This is a genomic window from Peribacillus psychrosaccharolyticus ATCC 23296 (genome assembly GCF_000305495.1).
GTDB lineage: Bacteria > Bacillota > Bacilli > Bacillales > DSM-1321 > Peribacillus > Peribacillus psychrosaccharolyticus.
Window position 1 is genome coordinate 1 of sequence record NZ_AJTN02000262.1, and the last position, 22382, is coordinate 22382.

Consider the following 22382-nt stretch of genomic DNA (forward strand, 5'->3'; position numbering starts at 1 on the left):
CTTCCTCCTAGGCAGGGCTTGTAAAAATCATCCTATTGAGGAGTGCGGCGTGTTTTTCCTTGTGGTACACTTAGACATGGATTCTTACATAAGGAGCTGCAGGCATGAAAAAGCGATTTGGAATTGATATTGATGGCACGATTACGCGGCCAGATACGATGGTACCTTATCTTAATAAAGCATTTAATCTGGCGTTAACATATGAAGAAATTAATACATATGATTTAAATCCGTTTGTGGATGTTTCTCCCTCGGAGTTTGCTGCTTGGTTTCATGATTCGGAACCGATGATTTATTCGGAATCTTTGTTGGTGGATGGTGCAAGGGAATGTTTGGAGAGATTTGAGCAGTATGCAGATCTTTATTTTATCAGCGCCCGCAGGAAAGAACTGATGGATGTCACCGAAACATGGTTTTCCACGAATGAACTACGCTATCACCAAATCGATTTAATTGGGTCGCACAACAAGATTGAAATGGCTAAGAAGCTCAATATTGATTTGTTCTTTGAGGATAAGCATGACAATGCTGTAACGATTTCCGAGGAATGTCAGATCCCCGTGATTTTATTTAATACCCCTTATAATCTAGGTCCTGTCCCAGAGCAAGTTATCCGCGTCAACCATTGGTTCGAAGCCCGTAAATGGGTAGAGAACTGGCTGAAGGAAACAAAAATGCCTGAATGAACAAGTCATTCAGGCATTTTTTTAATTTTTTACTAGTACGCTGCATTGTGGACAGCGGCCGTATATTTCAAACTTATGTCCGGAAACCTCATAATCCTGAAGATTTTCCTTAAGCCCATTCATCGGGCACACTTCAATTTCTTTTGTTTTCCCGCATTCCATGCAGATAAAGTGATGATGGTGATCCTTATGTCCGCAGGTAAAACGGAAGTGCTTTTCTCCGGCCAAGTCCGTCATTTCAAAAATACCTAGGTCCACGAACAATGATAAATTTCGATAAATTGTATCAAAACTTAATCCCGGATAGTTTTCCTTCATTTTCTCAAGCACATCTTTTGCCGTTAAGTATTTATCGCTTGCCGAAAAAAATTCTAACATCTCTTCTCGCTTACCAGTATGCTTGTAGCCTTCTTCTTTCAATACTTCCATAGCTCTAGAAACATTCATATGCTCACCTCATTATGCAAACCGAGTTTTATATTTATCGAACAAAATCGAAGCAATCAGTATTAAGACAGCGATGAGCACAATCGTTCCGCCCGGCGCCAAATCTAGATAATAGGATAAAACCAAACCGCCTATAACGGAGACTTCTCCAAAGACGACAGAGTACGTAATCATTTGCTTAAATCCTTTTGCAAAACGGAGACTTGCTGCAACAGGAATGGTCATTAGAGACGATACCAGAAGAACGCCTACAATCCTCATGGATGCAGCAATGACCAATGCGACCATAACGATAAAGACAAAATGAATGGCTTTAACAGGTAATCCTGAAGCTTTAGCATGTTCTTCATCAAATGATAATAAGAAGAGTTCTTTATATAAGAAAAAGAAAATAATGACTACACTAAGTGCAACCCCTACAATTAACCATAAATCAGTGCGGCTTACCGCACTAACACTTCCAAATAAATAACCAAAAAGATCGGCATTAAAACCATCAGCAATAGAAATAAAGATAGCGGTCAGTCCAATTCCGCCCGATAAAATAATAGGAATGGCAAGTTCCTGATAATTTTTATAAACACTTCTCAATTTTTCAATAAAAAGCGAACCACCAACGGAGAAACCCATCCCTAGATAAAGTGGATTTAAGCCCGCTAAAGAGACAAAGCTTTTTTCCAACAGGAGGCTGAATGCAATCCCCGCCAGGGCAACATGGCTCAATGCATCGGCAATCATCGACATGCGCCGCACGACAACAAACACACCAATCATAGGAGCCAATGCCCCGATGATAATCCCCGTAAGGAATGCATTTTGCAAAAATTCATAGTCCAGTATAGCCGAAATCATTGATTGCCTCCACCTTATTCATGATTATGACTGAGGAGCTTTATATCATGGCCATATACCTCTGATAACTCCTCTTCAGTCAATTGATTATATTCATGCGCATCTCCATGGAAATGCAGATTTTTATTTAAACAAGCGACGTGTGTCACCTTGTCCGACACCGTACTAACATCATGAGTCACTAAAATCAGGGTAATTCCTAATTGTTTGTTCATCATTTCAAGCATTTCATAAAATTGATGCACATTCTTTGAATCAACACCAACCGTTGGTTCGTCCAGAATCATCAAGACCGGTTCACTCACTAATGAACGAGCAATGAAAACCCGCTGCTGTTGACCACCAGAAAGCTCTCCAATGCTTCGATGCTGGAAGTTCAGCATATCGACAGCTTCAAGTGCTTTTTTCACTTTTTGTTTATGTTCTTTCGTGACGAATTTAAATAAGCCGATTTTTTTCGTTAATCCGCTCTCCACAACCTCAAAAACAGTGGCTGGAAAACCAGTATTAAAGGAATTCGCTTTCTGTGAGACAAAGCCGACTTTTTGCCAGTCTTTAAAAGACTGGATGCTTTCACCAAATAAAGTGATACTCCCTTTTTGCAGCTTATTTAAACCCAGAAACAATTTAAGCAACGTTGACTTCCCTGATCCGTTCGGTCCAACAATCGCTAAAAAAGCACCCTTTGGAACATCCAGGGTAATATTCTCAAGAACTAAATCCTTGGCATATTTAAAAGAAAGATTCTTAGCCTGTACAATTGGCTCATTACTATTATTATTCAGATTGATCACCTTTTTTTAAGAATCATTACGATTTACTAAAATAGTATAACGGAAGCAGATGTCGTTGTAAAGGCAGTTGAACTGTCAGCAGGAAAAGAATCCTCCTATTCATTTTGGTTCAACAATCAAGCTATACATTCATATGTTAAAAAAAGAGAAAATGAGGAGGTACCAAATGAAATTATTTGAAACGATGGTTAACCATAAAATCAACCGGATTCAACCATATGAATTACTCTCCATTGCTGCTCAATATAATGTTCAGCTGTCTACTAAGCAGTCAGAGGATATTACGTCTATTTTAGCAGGGAAGAATATCAACATTTTTGACAGCGGACAAAGACAAACTGTACTCGAAGAAATTTCTGCGGTAGCTGGAAAAAAGACGGCTGTTCAAATTGAACATGTCTTTAATCAACTGATTTCTAACTTCTAATATCAAAAAAACAGCAACCAAGATTGGTCACTGTTCTACACACTTACTGCTGATTCATAATTTTCGTCAGCAGTTCTTTGTCATACTGTTTGCTCTTCAGCATTTCAATTTCAAATTGATAGGGAGCTTTTTTATCCTTTTTATCTTCACCAACAAATGGGGTTTCTAAAATTTTAGGTACCATTTGCAGCTGTGGATGATGGACAATATAACTCAATGCATCAAAACCAATATGACCAAAACCAATATTTTCGTGACGGTCTTTTCTCATGCCGGTAAGATTTTTACTATCATTGATATGAAGGACCTTAAGGCGGTCAATACCAACAATCTTATCGAATTCATTTAAAACGCCGTCAAAATCTTCGACAATATTATAGCCTGCATCATGAGTATGACAAGTATCAAAACAAACGGACAATTTTTCATTCAAATGAACGCCGTCCATAATCATCGCAAGCTCTTCAAAGCTTCTGCCGCACTCTGTCCCTTTTCCAGCCATTGTTTCTAAGGCAATCTGGACATTATGCTCTGGCGTCAGTACTTCATTCAAGCCTTCGATAATCCTTTTAATTCCTACGTCAGAACCTGCGCCAACATGAGCCCCAGGATGAAGAACAATTTGTCCCGCTCCCAGTGCTTCAGTACGTTCCATTTCACTGCGGAGAAAATTAACACCTAATTCATACGTCGCTGGATTTGTGGTATTCGCAATATTTATGATATACGGTGCATGAACAACGATTTCTTCAATACCGTTCTCAGCCATATGTTTTCGGCCTGCTTCAATATTTAAGTCCTCAATGCTTTTCCGTCTTGTATTTTGCGGGGCTCCCGTGTAGATCATAAACGTATTTGCTCCATAGGAAACAGCTTCTTCACTTGAACCTAGCAGCATATTCTTCCCGCTCATCGAAACATGTGAACCAATTTTCAACATACGTAAAACTCCTTCAGAAACCTATTTCTTTCTTTGAAGACGGCGTTCGCGTTTTTTGAAGTCTTCTACTTCACGCTGATGTTTCTTTTTATAGCCTGGCTTAACCTTTGTAGGTTTTACGCCGACTCTTTTCGCCTTCTCATCGATAACACTTTCAACTTTTTTACGTTTTTTACGCTTATTACGATCGCCGAGTTTTACGAATTCATCTTTGACTAGATCAACGTCACTAAACGTAACACCCATTTTCTCTAACTTATTTAGTGCATCTTCATCCGGTGTATCGTAAATGGTAGCAGCAATTCCTGAATGGCCTGCACGGGCAGTCCGGCCAGTACGATGGATATAGAAATCAAGATCTGGCGGAAGCTCGAAGTTAATGATATGGCTTACACCTTCAATATCAATACCCCTTGCAGCTAAATCTGTTGCTACAATATATTGAAAATCAAGATTGTTAACCTGTTTCATCATTTGCTTACGCTCACGAGGTGTTAAATCACCGTGAATTCTTCCGACACGTAATCCCTTTTCAATCAAGGAATCAGCTACTTTATCCGCCATTTTCTTTGTATTGGTAAAAATAATACCAATATACGGATTATATTTAACAATAACATCATGCAGTAATTGAATCCGGTCACGATGGCGCAATGGAATCAGAACATGGTCAATTTTCACTGCAGTTGCCTGGTTAGGATCAACTTGAATATGTTTAGGATTTTCCATGTATTTTTTAAGGAATGGTTTCAATTTATCTGGAATTGTTGCAGAGAAAACAAGCATTTGAAGATCTTTAACCATTTTAGAAGCAAAACGGTCAACATCTTCAATAAAGCCCATGTCCAGCATTAAATCTGCTTCATCGATGACCAGCATATCTGCCGTATAGACCAGTAGTGCCTGCTCTTCGACTAAATCCTTAATTCGGCCGGATGTCCCGATAACAAGCTGAGGCTGTACTTTTAATTTATCAATCATTCGCTGTTTATCTGTACCGCCGATATAGCTGCGAATCTGCAAAGGGGCATCCTCGGGGAAATGTTCCGCAATTTTAAGTGCTTCTTTATAAATTTGAGTAGCTAATTCACGTGTAGGAGCAGCAATAACAGCTTGTACTTCTTGTCTAGTTGGATCAATTTTATGCATAATCGGCAGCAAATAAGAGTGCGTTTTGCCTGTTCCTGTTTGTGACTGTCCGATGACACTTGTACCTTTTAACACGGTAGGAATTACACGGTCTTGTATTTCAGTTGGTTTCGTAAAGCCCAACTCGTTCACAGCTTCAAGCAAATAGCTCTTTAATTCGTATTTATCAAACTGATTTTGTTTCATGAGAAAACTCCTTTATCAACAAAGCGTGACCTTCGGCCGCCCTGACATGTCCTATTAGTATAATAAATGATGGAACATAAACGCAAACCAATTGTCCACACGTTTGCCATTTTAATGTACCCTTACCATTTTACCGTTTTTCGCTCCGGTTCACAACAGGTCATTTTTGTTAGCAGGATAATGAGTCAGGCTGCTAACACTTTCTTTAGAACTGCATAATCTGTAGAGAGAAGATGTTTTTTTCCCTACAGATGGATGGAAAGGAGTGAAAGTATGCCGCCAGGAAGAAACCAGCGACAAGGAAATATGGGCTTTCAAGGACCCCAAATGGGGCGGCCTCGACAGCAAGGATTTAACGGTGCTCCCTTTGGACCGCCAAATCAGAATAGACAACAAATGGTTCAGAATTCAAACAGGGGAGGTTTATTTGGGCAAAGAAGAAACCAAAGCCCCCCAGCCCCTGAACCTGCCCAAGGTGGATTACTTTCAAGAATCCTCGGGAGAAATAAGCAAGGCCAAGCACCAATCAATCCGTTCGCACCTCCGGGATCTATACAGCAGGCAGAAAGAAGCGGTGCCGCTGTTGGAACAGCCGCAGGGCTGCTAGAAGGCGGAACCCTCTCCACTGTGATCAACAATACACAGAGAGTCCTTCAGGCAGCTGAACAAATAGGGCCGATGGTTCAACAATATGGCCCCATGGTTAAAAACATCCCATCCATGTGGAAACTCTATCAGGCCATGAAATCAAGCAGTGATGATTCTGAAAAAGAAACGCCTAAAGAAAAAGTCGTTTCAGAGAATGCTGTAGTCGATGCGGATGTAGAATCAGATGAAGTCCCTAGAAAGAAAATACGAAAAAAACAGGGATCCTCTTCTCCAAAGTTATATGTTTAATTTAATTTACAGAATGCAGGATATGTCTGCATTCTTTTTATTTTGTCCCAATTCTCCTTATCTTTTATGAGTTTTACGGTTTTATTCCAGGATTCATCTTTGTAATATTTGGGGACCTCTTATATAATAGAATAGAACAGGCATGGAGAATTCTTTGTCCCTTGAAGGAGGAAACAGTTTGAAGGTTACGAAAATATCCCCGCGCGGGTATTGCTATGGAGTGGTTGATGCCATGGTAATTGCTCGAAATGCGGCTTTAGATAAGACATTACCACGTCCCATTTTTATTCTTGGGATGATTGTGCATAACAAACATGTAACAGATGCATTTGAAGAAGATGGCATCATAACATTAGATGGCAGCAACCGCAGAGAAATTCTTGAACAAGTTGAGAGCGGTACGGTTATCTTCACAGCACACGGTGTTTCTCCGGAAATCCGTAAATTAGCTGATGAAAAAGGGCTGGTATCCATTGATGCTACCTGTCCTGATGTAACGGCCACACATGACCTGATCACACAAAAGCAGGCTGAGGGTTACCAAATTATTTATATCGGCAAGAAAGGCCACCCTGAGCCTGAGGGAGCTATTGGTGTAGCACCGGACATCGTCCATCTTGTTGAAAACGTTGAAGATGTCCGCAATTTGACATTATCAGCAGATGACAAAATCATCGTGACCAATCAAACCACGATGAGCCAGTGGGATGTTATTGAATTGATGAAAACTGTCGAGGAAAAATACCCCCATGTAGAGATTCATAAAGAAATTTGTATGGCTACTCAAATTCGCCAAGAAGCAGTTGCGAAGCAGGCTGGTGAAACAGATGTACTGATTGTAGTCGGTGACCCGAAGAGTAATAACTCTAACCGCCTTGCTCAAGTTTCAGAGGAAATTGCTCATACACGTGCATATCGGATTGCTGATATTTCCGAATTGAACTTAGCGTGGCTTGAAGGAGCTGAGACGGTCGGCGTAACATCTGGAGCATCCACTCCAACACCGATTACGAAGGAAGTTATCACTTTCCTTGAAAAGTATGATCCAACTGACGAATCAACATGGAACACAGAGAAAAAAGTTCCGCTTCATAAGATTCTTCCGAAGATCAAACAACCGAAAATATAAAATAAAGGAGGCTGTCCCAAGGACAGCCTCCTTTCAGTTTGTAGACAAAAGAGGTGCGGAATGGTTCATTCCGTGCCTCTTTTGGCATTTTTAACACATTTCATGGAATTTCCCCTGCTTATTAAGGCAACTAAGTCTCTAATTAGTACTGTTTTCCATCTTTAAATTGTATCTGCTTTCAGGATCACTTGTGTTCTACTTAATAATCGTTGATTCTTCCTGTTCGAACGGATTTGTCGGAAAGAGTTTTCTTCGTAATTCCCCCGATTTGAATTGATCTCCTCCTAAATCTGCTATTGGTTAGCACGTGTTTCCATTTGAGCGGACTAAAATCCAAATTAAATTTAGAAAGACCGTTGATTGGAGTGTTGGCGTGAAGACTCCTGCGGGAACAGCGGGACAGGTGAGACCCCGCAGGAGCGTAAGCATTGATGCGGCTCACCGCCCGCCCGCGGAAAGCGAAACGCCTTTCACTGCAATCAACAGCCGCATTTTAAAAACTAAAAAAGAAGACTGTAGACAAACTCGATTTCCACCCGAGTTTGTCTACAGCCTCCTTTATTTATAAAAATTACATAAATGTAAAAGGGTCGGTGTTTATCCGTGAAGGAATAAACTCAACCAGGAATTTTTTTTCTTCGCAGCGTTTTGCCATTTCTGCTGCCACACCTTTTTTCATGACCTTCTCGACGTTATGACCCGGATCAATAATATTAAGACCCAAACTCATGGCATCTAATGCAGTATGATAATACATATCACCTGTCACATAAACGTCAGCACCTTTATAGATGGCACTTTGAAAATATTTATTACCGTCTCCGCCCAAAACAGCTGCTTTTTTGACGATGGCATTGTGATTACCAACGACACGCAGTGCTGGAACTTCGAGGACCTGCTTCACATGTTCGGCAAATTCACCCAACGTCATTTCTTCCTTAAGCATCCCCACTCGCCCTAACCCAAGTGTTTCCCCCTTATTGTCTAGAGTGAATAGATCATAAGCAGGCTCTTCGTATGGGTGAGCTTTGAATAAAGCAGATAGTAACTTTTTCTCAATCGTTTCAGGATAAATGACTTCAATCCGAATTTCCTTTACTCGTTCAAGTGTTCCTTTCGAACCAATAACCGGATTGCTTCCGTGTTCAGGAAGAAACATACCTGTTCCCTCTACACTGAAGCTGCAGCTGCTATAATGACCAATTGCTCCAGCACCAGCGTGTCCTAACGCTTCACGAACAGCCTCCGCGTTCTCCTGAGGTACATACGTAACCAGTTTCTTAAGCGTTGTTTCATGTGTCGGACTAAGCACCTCTGTCTCTTGTAAACCGAGTGCATCAGCAAGTAAATCGTTGACACCGCCCCACGCGATATCCAAATTTGTATGAGCTGCATAAACGGCAATCTCATGTTTAATTAATTTCTCAAGAATTCTCCCCTCAGGAGCTCCTAGATCAATTCTTTTCAACGGACGATAGATTAGCGGGTGATGAGCGATAATCAGTCCTGCACCTGCTTCAATCGCTTCATCGACCACTGTCTCAAGCACATCAAGAGCAACAAGTACTTTAGACACTGGTTTATTTAACCGGCCTGCCTGAAGTCCGATTGGATCTCCCTCCATTGCATAGGCTTTAGGTGAAAACTGTTCAAACAACTCGATCACTTCATATCCGTTTGGCGTCTTCATTTCTAAAGGATCTCCTTTACTTGTTTGATTAGTTGGATCAACTGCTCTCGTTTGGCTTCTGTTTCTTGGTTCTCTCCTTTTTCAGGCATCTGACGAAGGATACGTTCCCAATGACTTTTTTCGAAGTTCCATTTCTTTTTAAATACATCACTTTGTTCTGCTAATAAAAACGGGCCAAATAAAAGTCCATTTTCGATTTGGTCTCCGTATGGCCTTAATGGTTCTCCTTGTTCAGCGATAAGAATTTCATAAATCTTTCCGTCTTCTTCAACGATATCTTCTCCGACTAATTCCCAACCATTCTCTTTTAACCAATTCCGCACGATATTGGCAGCAATATTCGGCTGCAGAATTAATCGTTCAACTTTTGACAATTTAGTCTTACCGCGGTCGAGAATCTGTGAAATTAATGCACCGCCCATTCCACAGATCGTTATACAGGTGGCTTCGCCTTCCTGTAACACATCAAGACCGTCTCCTTTACGGACCTCAATAACCTCGTCTAACTCCGTTTGTTTTACCTGGCTGCATGCAGATTGAAACGGGCCTTCACTCACTTCTCCTGCAATTGCTCGAGCAGCAAGACCCTGTTCGATTGCATAGCATGGAAGATAGGCATGATCTGAGCCAATATCGGCTAAGATGCTGTCTTTTGGAATATGTATTGAAACACGCTCTAAGCGCTCAGATAATTTTTCATGGTTCATAAGCTCATCTCACTTTTTAAATAGTTTACTGATATCAGATTATACGCAAAGTCCAATAAGAAGAAAAGTCAAAACCGCCGTTCACAAAATAAAAAATGGCTGAAGTGTCTCTTTTCAGAGTCATCCAGCCATTTCTTGCGACTATTTTTTTAGTCCGTGAATATATTCAGCCATACCGTCTAGCTCAGCATCCCCGACTAAGTTTGGAGGCATTTGCCCACGTCCGTTTGCAATCACGTTTTTGACTTCATCAAGAGACAAGTGATCCCCTACTCCATTCAGTTCCGGACCAACGCCCCCTTCAGCGCCAGCACCGTGACAACCTGCACAGGTAGAAGCATAGATATCTTCCGGATTTTTAGAAGCCTCTTCAGTCTTTTCACCTTTACCACTTTTTTCGCTTGCCAGATCTTTCGCGTCGCCAAGCCCCTTAAACGAAAGCATAAACATAAGTCCGATTCCTAGAATCAGGATAAGTAAAAATGGAATAAGCGGATTTTTCATATTATTTCCTCCCCTATGTAGTACCTAATCTGTCCCTGTTGCATTTATATTATATTCAAACACCTTTTATTTTACTTGAAAAAGGATTCAAGGAAAAGCCCTAAACGCAAGAACTTTTCAAATTCTTGGATTATATATGTTATTTTACCCATTCCGTTAATACTTTAACAAAAATTACCTATAAATATTTTTTATTTTCAAAATATATTGTATAATTTAGCTATAAAGAGTGTAACAAGGCTAAGACCTAAAAAACCTGCGATCCAGAAATATGACAAGCTGAACTTTTTCCCAATGAATATCCATAATGCGCAATTTGCCAGCAGCATAGTAAAAAGGCTTACATTCCCCAACTGAAAATACTCCGCCGCCTGAACAGTGGATAGTACGAAGAGTAAAGCTCCAATTAAAAGGCCAATCTGCAAAAAAGTACGATTATTCGTATAGAAACAAAATGCAGTCAGCAAGATTACAGAAATAACTGCCGCGGTCATTTGCATTGCGAATGAAAAATGAGTAAAATAATTCAAAACTAGGTTACAGCCTATCAGGATTCCAAGGAATAAACAGATTAAGATGTTGTTATGACTTTTAGGCTTACTTGTTTTAATGTCTGGTTGTCCTTCACCGCTATATAAGGTTAAAAGAAAATCACAGTATGTTTCCGGCAGCATTTTATGGTTCTTCCAGAAATTAATTTCTTGAATAATGACTTCTTTTCGCATGTGATCCATGGCAGCACTTCCTAGCAAGAATTTACAAAATCAAAAACAGAGCTGCACCATTCTGGACTCACGTCACTCAAAAAGCAGGTTATTCATGCTTTTAGGCAAGTAAAATGATCACCAGTCAAGTGCAGCTCTGCAGCAGAGTTTATTCTAAGAAGTCTTTCAATCGTTTGCTGCGGCTTGGATGACGTAATTTACGCAGGGCTTTCGCTTCAATTTGGCGGATACGTTCACGGGTAACACCGAAAACTTTCCCAACCTCTTCAAGCGTGCGCGTACGTCCATCATCAAGGCCAAAACGAAGACGAAGGACATTTTCTTCACGGTCTGTTAATGTATCAAGAACATCTTCTAGCTGTTCTTTTAACATTTCATATGCAGCATGTTCAGATGGTGAAGTTGCATCTTGGTCTTCAATAAAGTCACCCAGATGTGAATCATCTTCTTCACCTATCGGCGTTTCCAATGAAACTGGTTCTTGAGCAATTTTCAGAATCTCTCTTACCTTTTCAGGAGTTAAATCCATATCTTCGGCAATCTCCTCTGGAGACGGCTCACGCCCAAGATCTTGTAAGAGCTGACGTTGAACACGAATTAATTTATTAATCGTTTCAACCATATGCACTGGAATTCGGATTGTACGTGCTTGGTCAGCAATCGCACGGGTAATCGCCTGACGAATCCACCAAGTAGCATACGTACTGAACTTATAACCTTTGCGGTAATCAAATTTTTCAACCGCTTTTATAAGACCCATATTTCCTTCTTGAATTAAATCTAAGAAGAGCATTCCACGTCCTACGTAACGCTTGGCAATACTGACCACAAGACGGAGGTTAGCTTCAGCTAAACGACGCTTCGCCTCTTCGTCACCTTCTTCAATACGCATAGCCAAAGCAATTTCTTCTTTAGCAGAAAGCAGATTGACACGGCCAATTTCTTTTAAATACATCCGAACCGGATCATTTATTTTTACGCCTGGAGGGACGCTTAAGTCGTTGAGATCGAATTCTTCTTCCTTCTGAAGTTCCTTGACATTTGGATCGTCTTCATCCTCATCTTCATCACCATCTGTCAGGACCTCAACACCATTTTCACCTAAAAACTCATAGAACTCATCCATCTGATCAGAGTCCAATTCAAAGCTTCCGATGCGCTCTGCAATTTTTTCCAGAGTTAATGAACCACGTTTCTTTCCTAGTTCAAGTAATTGTTCTTTTACTTGTTCTAGATTTAATTCAGTATCAACTTCTTTGGAACGTGCTGGTTTCTCAGCCATGTGTTCCCCTCCTTCAAAGACTATCAACAATAACCATAAATCTTATAATAACTTTCGCAGTTGGATAATTTCCATGGCAATTTGTGCCGCCCTGCCATAGTCGTTGCGGCGCTCTGCATCTTTTCCTTCAGCTTCTTTTTCTTTTATCTTTAACATCTTTTGATATTTCAACACTTGATTTATATAATCTGTCAGTTCTTTATCAGCAACTTCTTCATTTACTGACATCATTTCTATTTCAGATACAATCCTTCTAAGATTTCGATCCGCTAAATAGGTTAAGAATAAATTCGTATCCGGTTCACGATCTTCCTCATAAAAAGCATATAAATAAGTGATGATTGCTTGGTGTTCATCAACATTCAAGGTGTTTGTTCCAAGCATTTGCTGAACCTTAAAGGTAATTTCTCGGCTTTTGAGCATATGGGCAATTAATTTAACTTCTGCATTATGGTAGGCAGGTTTTAATTTATGCTCGTATCGTAAGGAGAATTGCGGTGAAGGCCGCTCAGGAACATTCCCCGTTTTACGTTCTGTAATAAAGGTTTGACGTGCTTGATCTTCTAATGCATCCAGCGATAACGAAAATTCCGATGAAAGCTGGCGGAGATATAGGTCTCTTTCCACGGCATTTGACAGCCTGGAAATCCTCTTTAATACCTCTTCAATATATGCAATCCGATCTCCTTCATTATTTAAATTTTTTCCTCTTCGCAAATAATGCATTTGGAATGCCATATACGTTAAACTGGCCCCTATTACCTCAGAATTAAAGCTCTTTTCGCCATATTTCTTTATGTAGTCATCGGGGTCTAAATTATCTGGCATAAGGGCGACCTTTACTTGAAAACCTTGTTCAATTAACATGTTTGATGCACGGTAAGCAGCAGTCAGTCCAGCAGAGTCTGAATCATAACACAGCAGAATTTGATCCGTGTTCCGTTTCAGGATCTGCACATGTTGATCCGTTAAGGCAGTCCCCATCGTAGCAACTGAATGTTCTACCCCCGCACGAACAGCCGATATACAATCTGCAAATCCTTCAAAAATCACCACTTGTTCTTTTTTCCGGATATGAGAGCGGGCTTTATGAAAATTATAAAGAATGGCACTTTTATTAAAGATTGGCGTTTCGGGGCTATTCAGGTATTTTGGCTCATCGTCACCTAGTGCTCTGCCTGAAAATGCAATTGTATTCCCCTGATGATCCGTTATTGGGAACATGACTCTGTTTCTGAATCGGTCAAAATAACTTTTATCTTTCTCTCGCGGAATAATCAATCCAGCTTTTTCGAGTATTTCTTCAGAAAAGCCTCTTTTCACCAAAAACTTATAAACAAAATCCCATGAATCAAGTGCATACCCTATCTGAAACTTTTCAATAACGGCTTCAGTCAATCCTCGTTGAAGTAAATACTCAAGGGCTTGTTGTCCTTCAGTGGTATTTACAAGAAGATGGTGATAGAATTTACGCAAAAGATCATGTGCTTCTATCATTTGTTTGTAGCCTTCTGGCATATTAGGCCTGGATGCCTCATTATTAATTTCTACATCCAGAGGGATATTTCCTTTTTCCGCTAAAACTTTTGCAGCTTCGACAAAACTATATCCTTCTTTGTCCATTAAAAACGTATAAGCATTTCCACCTGCACCGCACCCAAAACAGTGGAAAATCTGTTTATCTGCAGATACAGAAAACGATGGACTGTTTTCTGTATGAAAAGGGCAAAGACCAAAATAATTTCGTCCTTGTTTCTTCAGCTGCACATACTCGCTGATCAAATCGACGATATCTACTGCTTCACGAATTTGATTTACCTTTTCATCTTCTATTCGGGCATTTGCCATAATTTCACCTTACGATCGGCAATAATTTTTACTTTTACTTAGTGTTCAATTCGATAAAAGATCGGAAATTCCTGCATGATTCGACAATATTCTTATTAATTCTTCTGTATATTGGTTTCGGTCTTCCTTCGTAAATGCTTTGGGTCCTTTGGTATGCTTTCCCTGTCTGCGAAGTTTCGCAGATTGGTACCGCATATCCAACAGATTATAAATATTACCTTCTGTATATTCCTTTCCCCTGGGTGAAAGAACATAAACGCGTTTAGCAAGCAAGGTTCCTGCAAGTCCAATATCAGCAGTAATGGCAACATCACCCTGTTTTACTGCGTTGATTATATACAGATCAGCTGCTTCCTTATCCGCATCTACGTAAACCCAATGTCCCTCTGGCTCATTCATCATATTTTTATATGAAGCGACAAATGTGACAGCTAACGTAAACAGCTTCGCAATTTTCAGTGTTTCCGCCTTTACAGGACAAGCATCAGCGTCTACAAATATGGTTGGTTTAACTTTCATATCTTTACATTCTACATCATTCTGCATTATCCTTTTTTTCTCCCTCGAATGTTTATAGATATGCGATTCTGTCGAATAATTTCACGAAGAAAACCTTGACTTCACATTATTTATAGTTTATTCCGGATATATGATCTCTAAACCTATAGAAAACATTTTTCTCACAATTTTTTATTATAGTACATTTATCGTAAAGATGCTACTAGAAAGTTTTTTAAAAAAAATCAACAGGTTACAAAGAAAAGGAGCCTTATAAAGGCCCTCAGAAAAACACATGTACCAATGGTAATGGTCAATCCATAGAATCAGAATGGTCTAGCGGCGGTTATTAATAAGATTGATCAATGTATTGGCTGTTTCCTCAACAGCTTTATTTGTAACATCAATAATAGGACATTGTAAACGAGAGACAATTGAATCAAAATAAGTCAATTCATCTTTTATCCGTTCCATGTTTGCATAGATGGCTTGATCATTCAAACCGAGGGTTTTTAAGCGTTCACGGCGAATATCATTCAATTTTTCCGGGCTGATCTTTAACCCGAAGCACTTTTCTGGAGAAACCAAAAACAATTCTTCCGGAGGGTCTACCTCTGGAACTAAAGGTACATTGGCGACACGATATCGTTTATGAGCTAAGTACTGGGATAGCGGTGTTTTTGATGTCCGCGATACGCCGACTAATACAATATCGGCTCTTAAAATACCTCTTGGGTCTCGTCCATCGTCATACTTAACTGCAAATTCAATTGCCTCCACGCGTTTGAAGTAATCTTCATCTAGTTTACGTACCATTCCCGGTTCATTAAAGGGCGCCACTTCTGATTTACCTTGAAGAATATCAATTAATGGTCCGAGGATGTCATAAGAAATAATTCCTTCCTGCTCAGCTCTGGTTTTCATATAGGTTCTGATTGTAGGCTTAACAAGGGTGTACGCAATAATTCCATTTTCGAGTTTTGCAAGTCCGATTACTTCTTCAATATGTTGTTCATCTTCAACATACGGAATCCGCTTTAAAGAAAATGCCGCACTTGCAAATTGGCTGGCTGCAGCTTTAGTAACCATATCAGCCGTTTCTCCTACAGAATCGGAAACTACATAAATAATTGAATTCCCCATACTTCTCCCCATTCCTTTGAATCCCTAGTAGCTTTCTTCAGCTAACTCAAGGAAAGCTTTTGTAATATTGGATTTGGTAACTCGTCCAGTCACTTCAAAGCCTTTCTCTGTTTCTTTAACAACTGGTAAGGCGTCAATTTGTTTTTCTATTAATTTCTTAGCCACGTCAATTAGCAGATCTTCTCGAGTACATACCGTAATGTTTGGCATTCGCGTCATAATAATATTAACCGGAATGGTTGTCAGCTCCTGTTTACCAATGCTTGCTCTTAGAAGATCCTTTCTTGAGAGCACCCCTACAAGCAGCGCATGTTTATCAACAACAAACAATGTACCGACGTCCTCCAAAAACATGGTAACGATCGCATCATATACTGAGATACTCTCATCAACCACAACAGGAATGGATTGATAATCTTTTACATAAATATGATTTAAGCTGTCCGTTAATAATTGTGTTCCAGATTTCCCTGTATAGAAATAACCCACTCGTGGCCTGGCATCAAGAAAACCTGCCATCGTCAGAATCGCTAAATCAGGTCGCAGCGTCGCCCTTGTCAAATTAAGCTGATCGGCAATATGTTCACCCGTAATCGGCCCATCTTGCTTAACAATTTGCAATATTCGTTCCTGACGTTTACTCAGTTCGATTTTAATCACCACCCTATATTAACCTAACTGAATGTAAGTACTTTATATATGTATTAATACTTATACTATACCATGTATACGGAAAAAAATGCGGATAAAGTCTTTACCGGACAACCGCGCTTCTTTCTGTTTATACAAATACCGGATACCCTGTGTATATAGGGATATCCGGTATTTGCGATTCATTTATGCAGTGATAATTTTATTCATAGCAGCAAAACTTGCAGCTAAATCACTAATTTCCTTCATAAGCGACAACCGATTATTACGTACCGCTGCATCTTCAGCCATAACCATCGTGTGTTCAAAATAATTTTCAATATCTTTTTGTAACGACGAAAGAAGAGAGAAATGTTCTTTTTCATCGCTTGTTTTAGCATATGAAGCAGATACCTTACTGAACGTTTCGTACAAGGCCCGCTCATATTCATTTTCAAACAGAGCTGGATTCACTGTTACAGGAGTTTCACATTTACCTGCGATATTCATAACTCGGCTTACTGCTTCTAGAATCTGCTTAAAGTCGCTATTGTCTTTTTGTTCATCAAGAACAGCTGCACGTTCAGCAAGTTTAGCTAATTGTCCAATCTCACCATGAATCAGTGCATCAATAACATCATAACGAATACCAGTATCACTAAGTGCATGCTTAATGCGGGCTCTAAAGAAATTCAGCAGCTCTTGAAGCACTTCCTCACTGCTTTGTTTCATGAAATCTGATCCTTCAATTTCTGCGAGTGCTATCTCTAAGATTTCCTCAAGCGAAAGCGCCCATTTCTTTTCTAGTAGAATTTGAACGATTCCACTAGCCTGACGTCTTAGTGCATAAGGGTCTTGAGAACCCGTTGGGATTGTACCAATCGCAAAGAAAGAAGTAATCGTATCCAGCTTCTCTGCAAGACTTAACACAGCACCAATCGTTGAAGGAGGAACTGCATCATCAGCATGTCTTGGCATATAATGCTCATTAATTGCTGCTGCAACTTCTTTAGGTTCACCTTTTAACAAGGCATATTTTTCTCCCATATATCCTTGAAGCTCTGGGAATTCATACACCATTTGGCTTACCAAATCAAATTTCGCAATTTCAGCTGCACGAACAGCATACGTTTTTTCCTCTTTTAGATTCAATCGATCGGCCAGGTGTTCTGTCAGTTTTTTGACACGATTTGTTTTTTCAGAAAGCGTACCAATTTCCTCATGGTAGACGATGTTATCTAATTTCTTCAAAGCATCAGCAATATCTTTTTTCTGATCTTCTTTATAGAAAAATGCAGCATCCGATAGGCGCGCTCTTAGTACCTTTTCATTTCCTTTTGAAACCATGTCTAGATGGCGGTCATCTCCATTACGAACCGTAACGAAGAAGGAAAGGAGATTTCCATCCTTATCTTTTACCGGGAAGTAACGTTGGTGCTCCTTCATAGAAGTAATTAATACTTCTTGTGGGAGCTCAAGAAATTCCTCTTCAAAACTGCCGAAAAGAACCGTAGGATATTCAACTAAGTTATTTACTTCTTCGAGAAGTTCTTCGTCAACAGGAATAGTCCAGCCTTTTTCATCTTCGATTTTTTTAATGCCCTCAAGAATCATTTCGCGGCGGACATTCGCATCTGCAATGACATACTGCTGCTTCATAGCGGCTTCATATTGTTTTGGTGCTTCAATAAAGACAGTTTCGCCCAAGAATCGATGACCCTTCGTTTCGCGTCCTGTTTCAACACCAGCGATTTCAAATGGAATAATATCTTGACCAAAAAGAGCGGTCAGCCACTTAATTGGACGGATAAAGCGGAGCTCCTGGTCAGCCCAACGCATATTTTTAGGGAATGTCATGCCCGTAATTATTGATTTCAGTTCAGGAAGCAGTTGGATGGTTGGCTGTCCCTTCGTAAATTTATTTACGTGAACGTACTCAACACCATTTATTTCCTTAAAATAAATATCTTCTACTGTTAGACCATTTCCTCTGGTAAAGCCGATCGCCGCTTTTGACCAATTTCCTTCTGCGTCAAGGGCAATTCTTTTTGCTGGTCCTTTTGCTTCTTCCTCGATATCGCGTTGTGATTCAGCTGTATCTGCAATCATTACAGCCAAACGACGCGGGGTTGAATAAAGGGTAACATCTCCGAATTCAATGGCATTTTCATTTAACCACTTCTGAATTTTATCTGAAAGCTGTGCAATAGAAGCTGATACAAATCGTGCCGGCATTTCTTCTAGGCCAATTTCAATTAAAAGATCACGTTTACTCATGCTTCTTCCTCTCCTTTCTTAGCTAAGATTGGGAAGCCAAGCTTTTCCCGTTCATCGTAGAAGGTTTTAGCAACCTTCCGTGCAAGATTACGGCATCTGCCGATATAGCCCGTTCTTTCCGTAACTGAAATAGCCCCTTTTGCATCCAGAAGATTAAAGACATGAGAGCATTTTAGTACATAATCATAGGCAGGATGAACAAGTCCTTCCTCCATTTGACGATGAGCTTCTTTTTCATACATCGTAAATAATTGGAACAACATCTCTAAATTAGATGTTTCAAATGTATACTTTGAATGCTCATATTCAGGCATTCCGAAGATATCGCGAACAGTAAAGCCTTCCGTCCATTCCAAATCAAAGACATTTTCTTTATCCTGAATGTATGAAGCTAACCGTTCGATTCCATACGTAATTTCAACTGAAACGGGTTTACACTCAAGTCCGCCTACTTGCTGGAAGTATGTAAATTGAGTGATTTCCATTCCATCAAGCCACACTTCCCAGCCTAGTCCCGCACAGCCAAGCGACGGATTTTCCCAGTTATCCTCAACAAAACGAATATCATGTTCAAGCGGATTAATTCCTAGTTTCTTTAAAGATTCTAAGTAAAGTTCCTGAATGTTATCAGGTGAAGGTTTCATAATAACTTGAAATTGGTGATGCTGATAAAGACGGTTCGGGTTTTCACCATAACGTCCGTCAGCGGGTCTGCGAGAAGGCTCTACATACGCCACACTCCACGGCTCCGGTCCAATTGCCCGTAAGAACGTATATGGACTCATTGTTCCTGCACCTTTTTCAACATCATAGGCATTCATTAAGATACAGCCTTGATTGGACCAATGCTGCTGTAATGTTAAAATCATGTTTTGAATATTCATTGCGCACCTCCGAATTTTTTCATAGTCGACTGGGACTTTTAAATAACAAAAAACTCCCGTCGCTATGCCTTAGCATAGGGACGAGAGTTTACCCGCGGTTCCACCCTAATTGCCGTATGTCAATACGGCCTCTTTTATTACTCTAAATGCTCCAGAATGCCTTCGCTGACTTTTCATACCCTGGCTTACACTATCCCAGGTTCGCTTTTATGAATGAGTTCAGGTACTACTTTCCATCAACGCACGAATAAGTTTATGTTTAGAATTTTATACGATGTGCAATCCTATTGTCAACCACGATAAGAAAAAATCTCGTAAAGTTACGTTTCCCGCTTACCGAGGACATCCTTCATGGCATCCATCTGCTTAAGGAATTTTTTTGATTTAAGCTGCAGACCGGAGTATTCATCATAATATGCATCAATTATCTTCTGTAGTTCCTTCTTTGTTTCTGGTTTAATCGAAATATTACCCAGCCTGGATAAATCAAAGTAGTAAAACAGCCGAAGGAGTTTAACGCTTGTTTGCGAAATTTTTAAATGGTATCGATCACGCTGCAAGCATTTTTGGCAGATAAATCCCCCTTCTTTAATAGAAAAGGAAAATTCTCCTTCAGCAGTTCCACAAACCGCACATTGATCAAGAACTGGATTCAACCCGTTAACTTGAAGCATTTTCATTTCAAAAATAAACTTTAACACCTCTGGGTCATAGCCTTCATCGATATAATGCAGCGTTTGATGCAACAGCTCAAAAAGATAAGGATTCGCTGTGCGGTCATCGACACTTTTATCAAGCAATTCAACCACATACGAAGCGTAGGCCGTTGCAAAAATATCTTCTCTAATCGAACGCATCGAATCAATCATTTCCCCTTGCTGTAAGCCGCCGAGTCCTTTTGAAGGCATAAATAGAAAATACCCGTAGTAGAAAAGCTGGGTGACGGCGGAAAGCCGGCTGCTCGGTTTATGAGCACCCCTTGCCATCACACCAATCTTTCCAAACTCACGGGTATATAGAGTGACTATTTTATTGTTTTCTCCATAATCAGTCCGCCGTATGACGATACCTTCACATTTTTGAAGCAAGGTAAGCCACCACCAAATCCAGGACCAAGAATCATCTAAGAAATTGAATCCATTAAAGCTAGATCTTCGTCTGTATCGGGTTTGTCTTGTCCTTCCACCTCTATCTCCTTGTAAAGAAGATACGTATCCAAATTACCAGTTTGGCTGAACACGTTCCAGGTAAAATTCAACATTATAAGCCCACCTTCCGACTAGCAAATTTAAGGCTCCGACCTTAAGATTATCTTGACCCTTGTATCGATTTTCATGAGACGTAATTTTTGTTAATTATTAATATTCATCTTCATTAAATCCAAAGTCACGCAGCTGTGACGCTTTATTGCGCCAATCTTTTTGAACCTTTACCCACATTTCAAGAAAGACCTTAGAACCCAACAGATTCTCAATATCAACTCTTGCTCTTGTGCCGACTTCTTTAAGCATCTTGCCTTGCTTGCCGATAACAATTCCTTTTTGGGAATCACGTTCAACGACAATCGTTGCCATTACATTAATGGTATCGCTATTATCCATTTTCTTAATCGAATCAATTGCCACTGCTACTGAATGTGGAATCTCCTCCCGTGTCAGGTGCAGTACCTTTTCACGAATTAATTCAGAAATAATGAAACGCTCTGGATGATCGGTTACCTGGTCAGCTGGATAAAATTGCGGTCCTTCTGGCAGGTGTGCTTTAATTTGTTCAAGCAGTGTTTCCACATTATTTCCTTCAAGCGCTGAAATAGGAACAATAGCGGTAAACGGATAAAGCTTTTGATATTTTTCAATCAAAGGCAGTAAGTCATCTGGATGAAGCTGATCGATTTTGTTAACAACTAAGAAAACAGGTGTCTTTGTTGTTTGCAGCTTTTCGATAATAAATTGATCGCCTTGTCCTAGTCCTTCAACCGCATTGATCATAAAGAGAATTAAATCTACTTCTTTAAGTGTATTGGTAGCAACCTTCATCATGAAATCGCCAAGTTTATGTTTTGGTTTATGGATACCGGGTGTATCAATAAAGATCATTTGAGAATCGTTAGTTGTTAATACCCCTTGAACCTTATTACGTGTTGTCTGCGGCTTATCGCTCATAATAGCGATCTTTTGCCCGATTACGCGGTTTAAAAACGTACTTTTACCGACATTCGGACGGCCGATAATAGAAATAAAACCTGATTTAAACCCTTTTACCTGTGTATCGCTTACTAATTTATCCATTTAAATCCTCCGGTGAAAAAGCTCCTGGAAGCAATTCCTCTACTGTAAGTTCTTTGATGTCTCCGTTTAAGTTCGTTAAAATAACTTTCATATCGCGCGGGCACAGCTCTGAAATGACTTGACGGCAAGCCCCGCATGGAGAGGTCGGACCTGGCGTATCAGCCACAACTGCAATAGCCGCATATTCCTTGTCTCCCTCAGAGTAGGCTTTAAATAAAGCCGTACGCTCTGCACAGTTACACATAGAATACGCAGCGTTTTCGATATTACAGCCATGGTACACCTTTCCGTCAGTGGTCAACAAAGCCGCGCCAACCTTAAATGTAGAATAAGGGACGTACGCTCTTTCTCGTGCAATTTTTGCTTCTTCAATTAAACGGGATGTATCCATTTCACATC

At 40.0% G+C, this 22382-nt stretch carries 24 protein-coding genes and 1 other annotated feature; of the genes, 4 read left to right on the plus strand and 20 right to left on the minus strand.

Features of this window, described 5'->3' with window-relative positions; genetic code table 11:
* The first annotated feature begins 104 nt into the window (after positions 1-104).
* Complete coding sequence (locus WYK_RS22365; RefSeq protein WP_040376638.1) at positions 105-686, plus strand: 5' nucleotidase, NT5C type; 582 nt, start codon at positions 105-107, stop codon at positions 684-686.
* 21 nt (positions 687-707) lie between these two features.
* Here WYK_RS22365 and WYK_RS22370 read toward each other — a convergent pair whose 3' ends face one another.
* From WYK_RS22370 to WYK_RS22380, 3 genes are read right to left on the minus strand one after another with little or no spacing between them, the layout of a single operon-like run.
* The gene (locus tag WYK_RS22370; protein ID WP_040376639.1) at positions 708-1133 is read right to left on the minus strand and encodes a Fur family transcriptional regulator; all 426 of its coding nucleotides are present in this window, start codon (positions 1131-1133) and stop codon (positions 708-710) included.
* A gap of 12 nt (positions 1134-1145) precedes the next feature.
* Entirely contained in the window at positions 1146-1985 is an 840-nt protein-coding gene (locus WYK_RS22375; RefSeq protein ID WP_040376640.1) for a metal ABC transporter permease, read from the minus strand.
* 14 nt (positions 1986-1999) lie between these two features.
* Positions 2000-2779, minus strand: a complete 780-nt coding sequence (locus tag WYK_RS22380; protein WP_235782587.1) for a metal ABC transporter ATP-binding protein — start codon at positions 2777-2779, stop codon at positions 2000-2002.
* A gap of 166 nt (positions 2780-2945) precedes the next feature.
* On the opposite strand from WYK_RS22380, the gene WYK_RS22385 reads away from it, so the two are divergent.
* The gene (locus WYK_RS22385) at positions 2946-3206 is read left to right on the plus strand and encodes a DUF2624 family protein (protein ID WP_040376641.1); all 261 of its coding nucleotides are present in this window, start codon (positions 2946-2948) and stop codon (positions 3204-3206) included.
* A 43-nt stretch (positions 3207-3249) separates the two neighbouring features.
* Here the strand turns inward: WYK_RS22385 and WYK_RS22390 are convergent, their stop codons facing one another.
* Together WYK_RS22390 and WYK_RS22395 are read right to left on the minus strand one after the other, a co-directional pair.
* Positions 3250-4146: a deoxyribonuclease IV gene (locus tag WYK_RS22390; RefSeq protein ID WP_040376642.1), complete on the minus strand. Its 897-nt coding sequence runs from the start codon at positions 4144-4146 to the stop codon at positions 3250-3252.
* Between the two features lie 21 nt (positions 4147-4167).
* Positions 4168-5481, minus strand: coding sequence for a DEAD/DEAH box helicase (locus WYK_RS22395; RefSeq protein WP_040376643.1), 1314 nt, complete (start codon positions 5479-5481; stop codon positions 4168-4170).
* Between the two features lie 273 nt (positions 5482-5754).
* Here WYK_RS22395 and vrrA point away from each other — a divergent pair, with 273 nt between their 5' ends.
* Both vrrA and WYK_RS22405 read left to right on the plus strand, forming a co-directional pair.
* Positions 5755-6378 (plus strand): VrrA/YqfQ family protein, encoded by a 624-nt coding sequence (gene vrrA / locus WYK_RS23570; protein ID WP_051387848.1) that lies wholly within the window; start codon positions 5755-5757, stop codon positions 6376-6378.
* Between the two features lie 178 nt (positions 6379-6556).
* Entirely contained in the window at positions 6557-7507 is a 951-nt protein-coding gene (locus WYK_RS22405; protein WP_040376644.1) for a 4-hydroxy-3-methylbut-2-enyl diphosphate reductase, read from the plus strand.
* A gap of 571 nt (positions 7508-8078) precedes the next feature.
* On the opposite strand, the gene WYK_RS22410 is transcribed toward WYK_RS22405, so the two are convergent.
* The 15 genes from WYK_RS22410 to WYK_RS22475 form a co-directional block, all read right to left on the minus strand.
* A complete protein-coding gene (locus WYK_RS22410) occupies positions 8079-9197 on the minus strand; it encodes a Nif3-like dinuclear metal center hexameric protein (RefSeq protein WP_040376645.1) in 1119 nt (372 codons plus the stop codon).
* Between the two features lie 2 nt (positions 9198-9199).
* Complete coding sequence (locus WYK_RS22415; protein ID WP_040376646.1) at positions 9200-9904, minus strand: tRNA (adenine(22)-N(1))-methyltransferase; 705 nt, start codon at positions 9902-9904, stop codon at positions 9200-9202.
* 141 nt (positions 9905-10045) lie between these two features.
* A complete protein-coding gene (cccA, locus tag WYK_RS22420) occupies positions 10046-10408 on the minus strand; it encodes a cytochrome c550 (RefSeq protein ID WP_040376647.1) in 363 nt (120 codons plus the stop codon).
* Between the two features lie 197 nt (positions 10409-10605).
* A complete protein-coding gene (locus tag WYK_RS22425; RefSeq protein ID WP_040376648.1) occupies positions 10606-11142 on the minus strand; it encodes a hypothetical protein in 537 nt (178 codons plus the stop codon).
* A gap of 139 nt (positions 11143-11281) precedes the next feature.
* Positions 11282-12415, minus strand: coding sequence for an RNA polymerase sigma factor RpoD (gene rpoD / locus WYK_RS22430; RefSeq protein WP_040376649.1), 1134 nt, complete (start codon positions 12413-12415; stop codon positions 11282-11284).
* Between the two features lie 42 nt (positions 12416-12457).
* Complete coding sequence (gene dnaG / locus WYK_RS22435) at positions 12458-14263, minus strand: DNA primase (RefSeq protein WP_040376650.1); 1806 nt, start codon at positions 14261-14263, stop codon at positions 12458-12460.
* Positions 14264-14308: 45 nt separating this feature from the next.
* Positions 14309-14809, minus strand: a complete 501-nt coding sequence (locus tag WYK_RS22440) for a YaiI/YqxD family protein (RefSeq protein ID WP_051387850.1) — start codon at positions 14807-14809, stop codon at positions 14309-14311.
* Positions 14810-15097: 288 nt separating this feature from the next.
* Positions 15098-15904 carry a pyruvate, water dikinase regulatory protein gene (locus WYK_RS22445; RefSeq protein ID WP_040376651.1) on the minus strand — a complete coding sequence of 269 codons (807 nt, stop codon included), beginning with the start codon at positions 15902-15904 and terminating at the stop codon, positions 15098-15100.
* A gap of 24 nt (positions 15905-15928) precedes the next feature.
* Positions 15929-16567 carry a helix-turn-helix transcriptional regulator gene (locus tag WYK_RS22450; RefSeq protein ID WP_040376652.1) on the minus strand — a complete coding sequence of 213 codons (639 nt, stop codon included), beginning with the start codon at positions 16565-16567 and terminating at the stop codon, positions 15929-15931.
* Between the two features lie 174 nt (positions 16568-16741).
* The gene (gene glyS, locus WYK_RS22455) at positions 16742-18811 is read right to left on the minus strand and encodes a glycine--tRNA ligase subunit beta (RefSeq protein ID WP_040376653.1); all 2070 of its coding nucleotides are present in this window, start codon (positions 18809-18811) and stop codon (positions 16742-16744) included.
* A complete protein-coding gene (gene glyQ / locus WYK_RS22460) occupies positions 18808-19695 on the minus strand; it encodes a glycine--tRNA ligase subunit alpha (protein ID WP_040376654.1) in 888 nt (295 codons plus the stop codon). Before glyQ ends, glyS begins: the two co-directional genes overlap by 4 nt.
* A 73-nt stretch (positions 19696-19768) precedes the next feature.
* Positions 19769-19944 (minus strand) — a binding site (T-box leader).
* 71 nt (positions 19945-20015) lie between these two features.
* On the minus strand, positions 20016-20783 hold the full coding sequence (recO, locus tag WYK_RS22465) for a DNA repair protein RecO (protein ID WP_040376655.1): 768 nt from the start codon (positions 20781-20783) through the stop codon (positions 20016-20018).
* A gap of 35 nt (positions 20784-20818) precedes the next feature.
* Positions 20819-20956, minus strand: coding sequence for a YqzL family protein (locus tag WYK_RS24325; RefSeq protein ID WP_081705014.1), 138 nt, complete (start codon positions 20954-20956; stop codon positions 20819-20821).
* Between the two features lie 97 nt (positions 20957-21053).
* Positions 21054-21983 (minus strand): GTPase Era, encoded by a 930-nt coding sequence (gene era / locus WYK_RS22470; RefSeq protein WP_040376656.1) that lies wholly within the window; start codon positions 21981-21983, stop codon positions 21054-21056.
* Positions 21976-22374, minus strand: a complete 399-nt coding sequence (locus WYK_RS22475; protein WP_040376657.1) for a cytidine deaminase — start codon at positions 22372-22374, stop codon at positions 21976-21978. Before WYK_RS22475 ends, era begins: the two co-directional genes overlap by 8 nt.
* Positions 22375-22382: the final 8 nt, after the last annotated feature.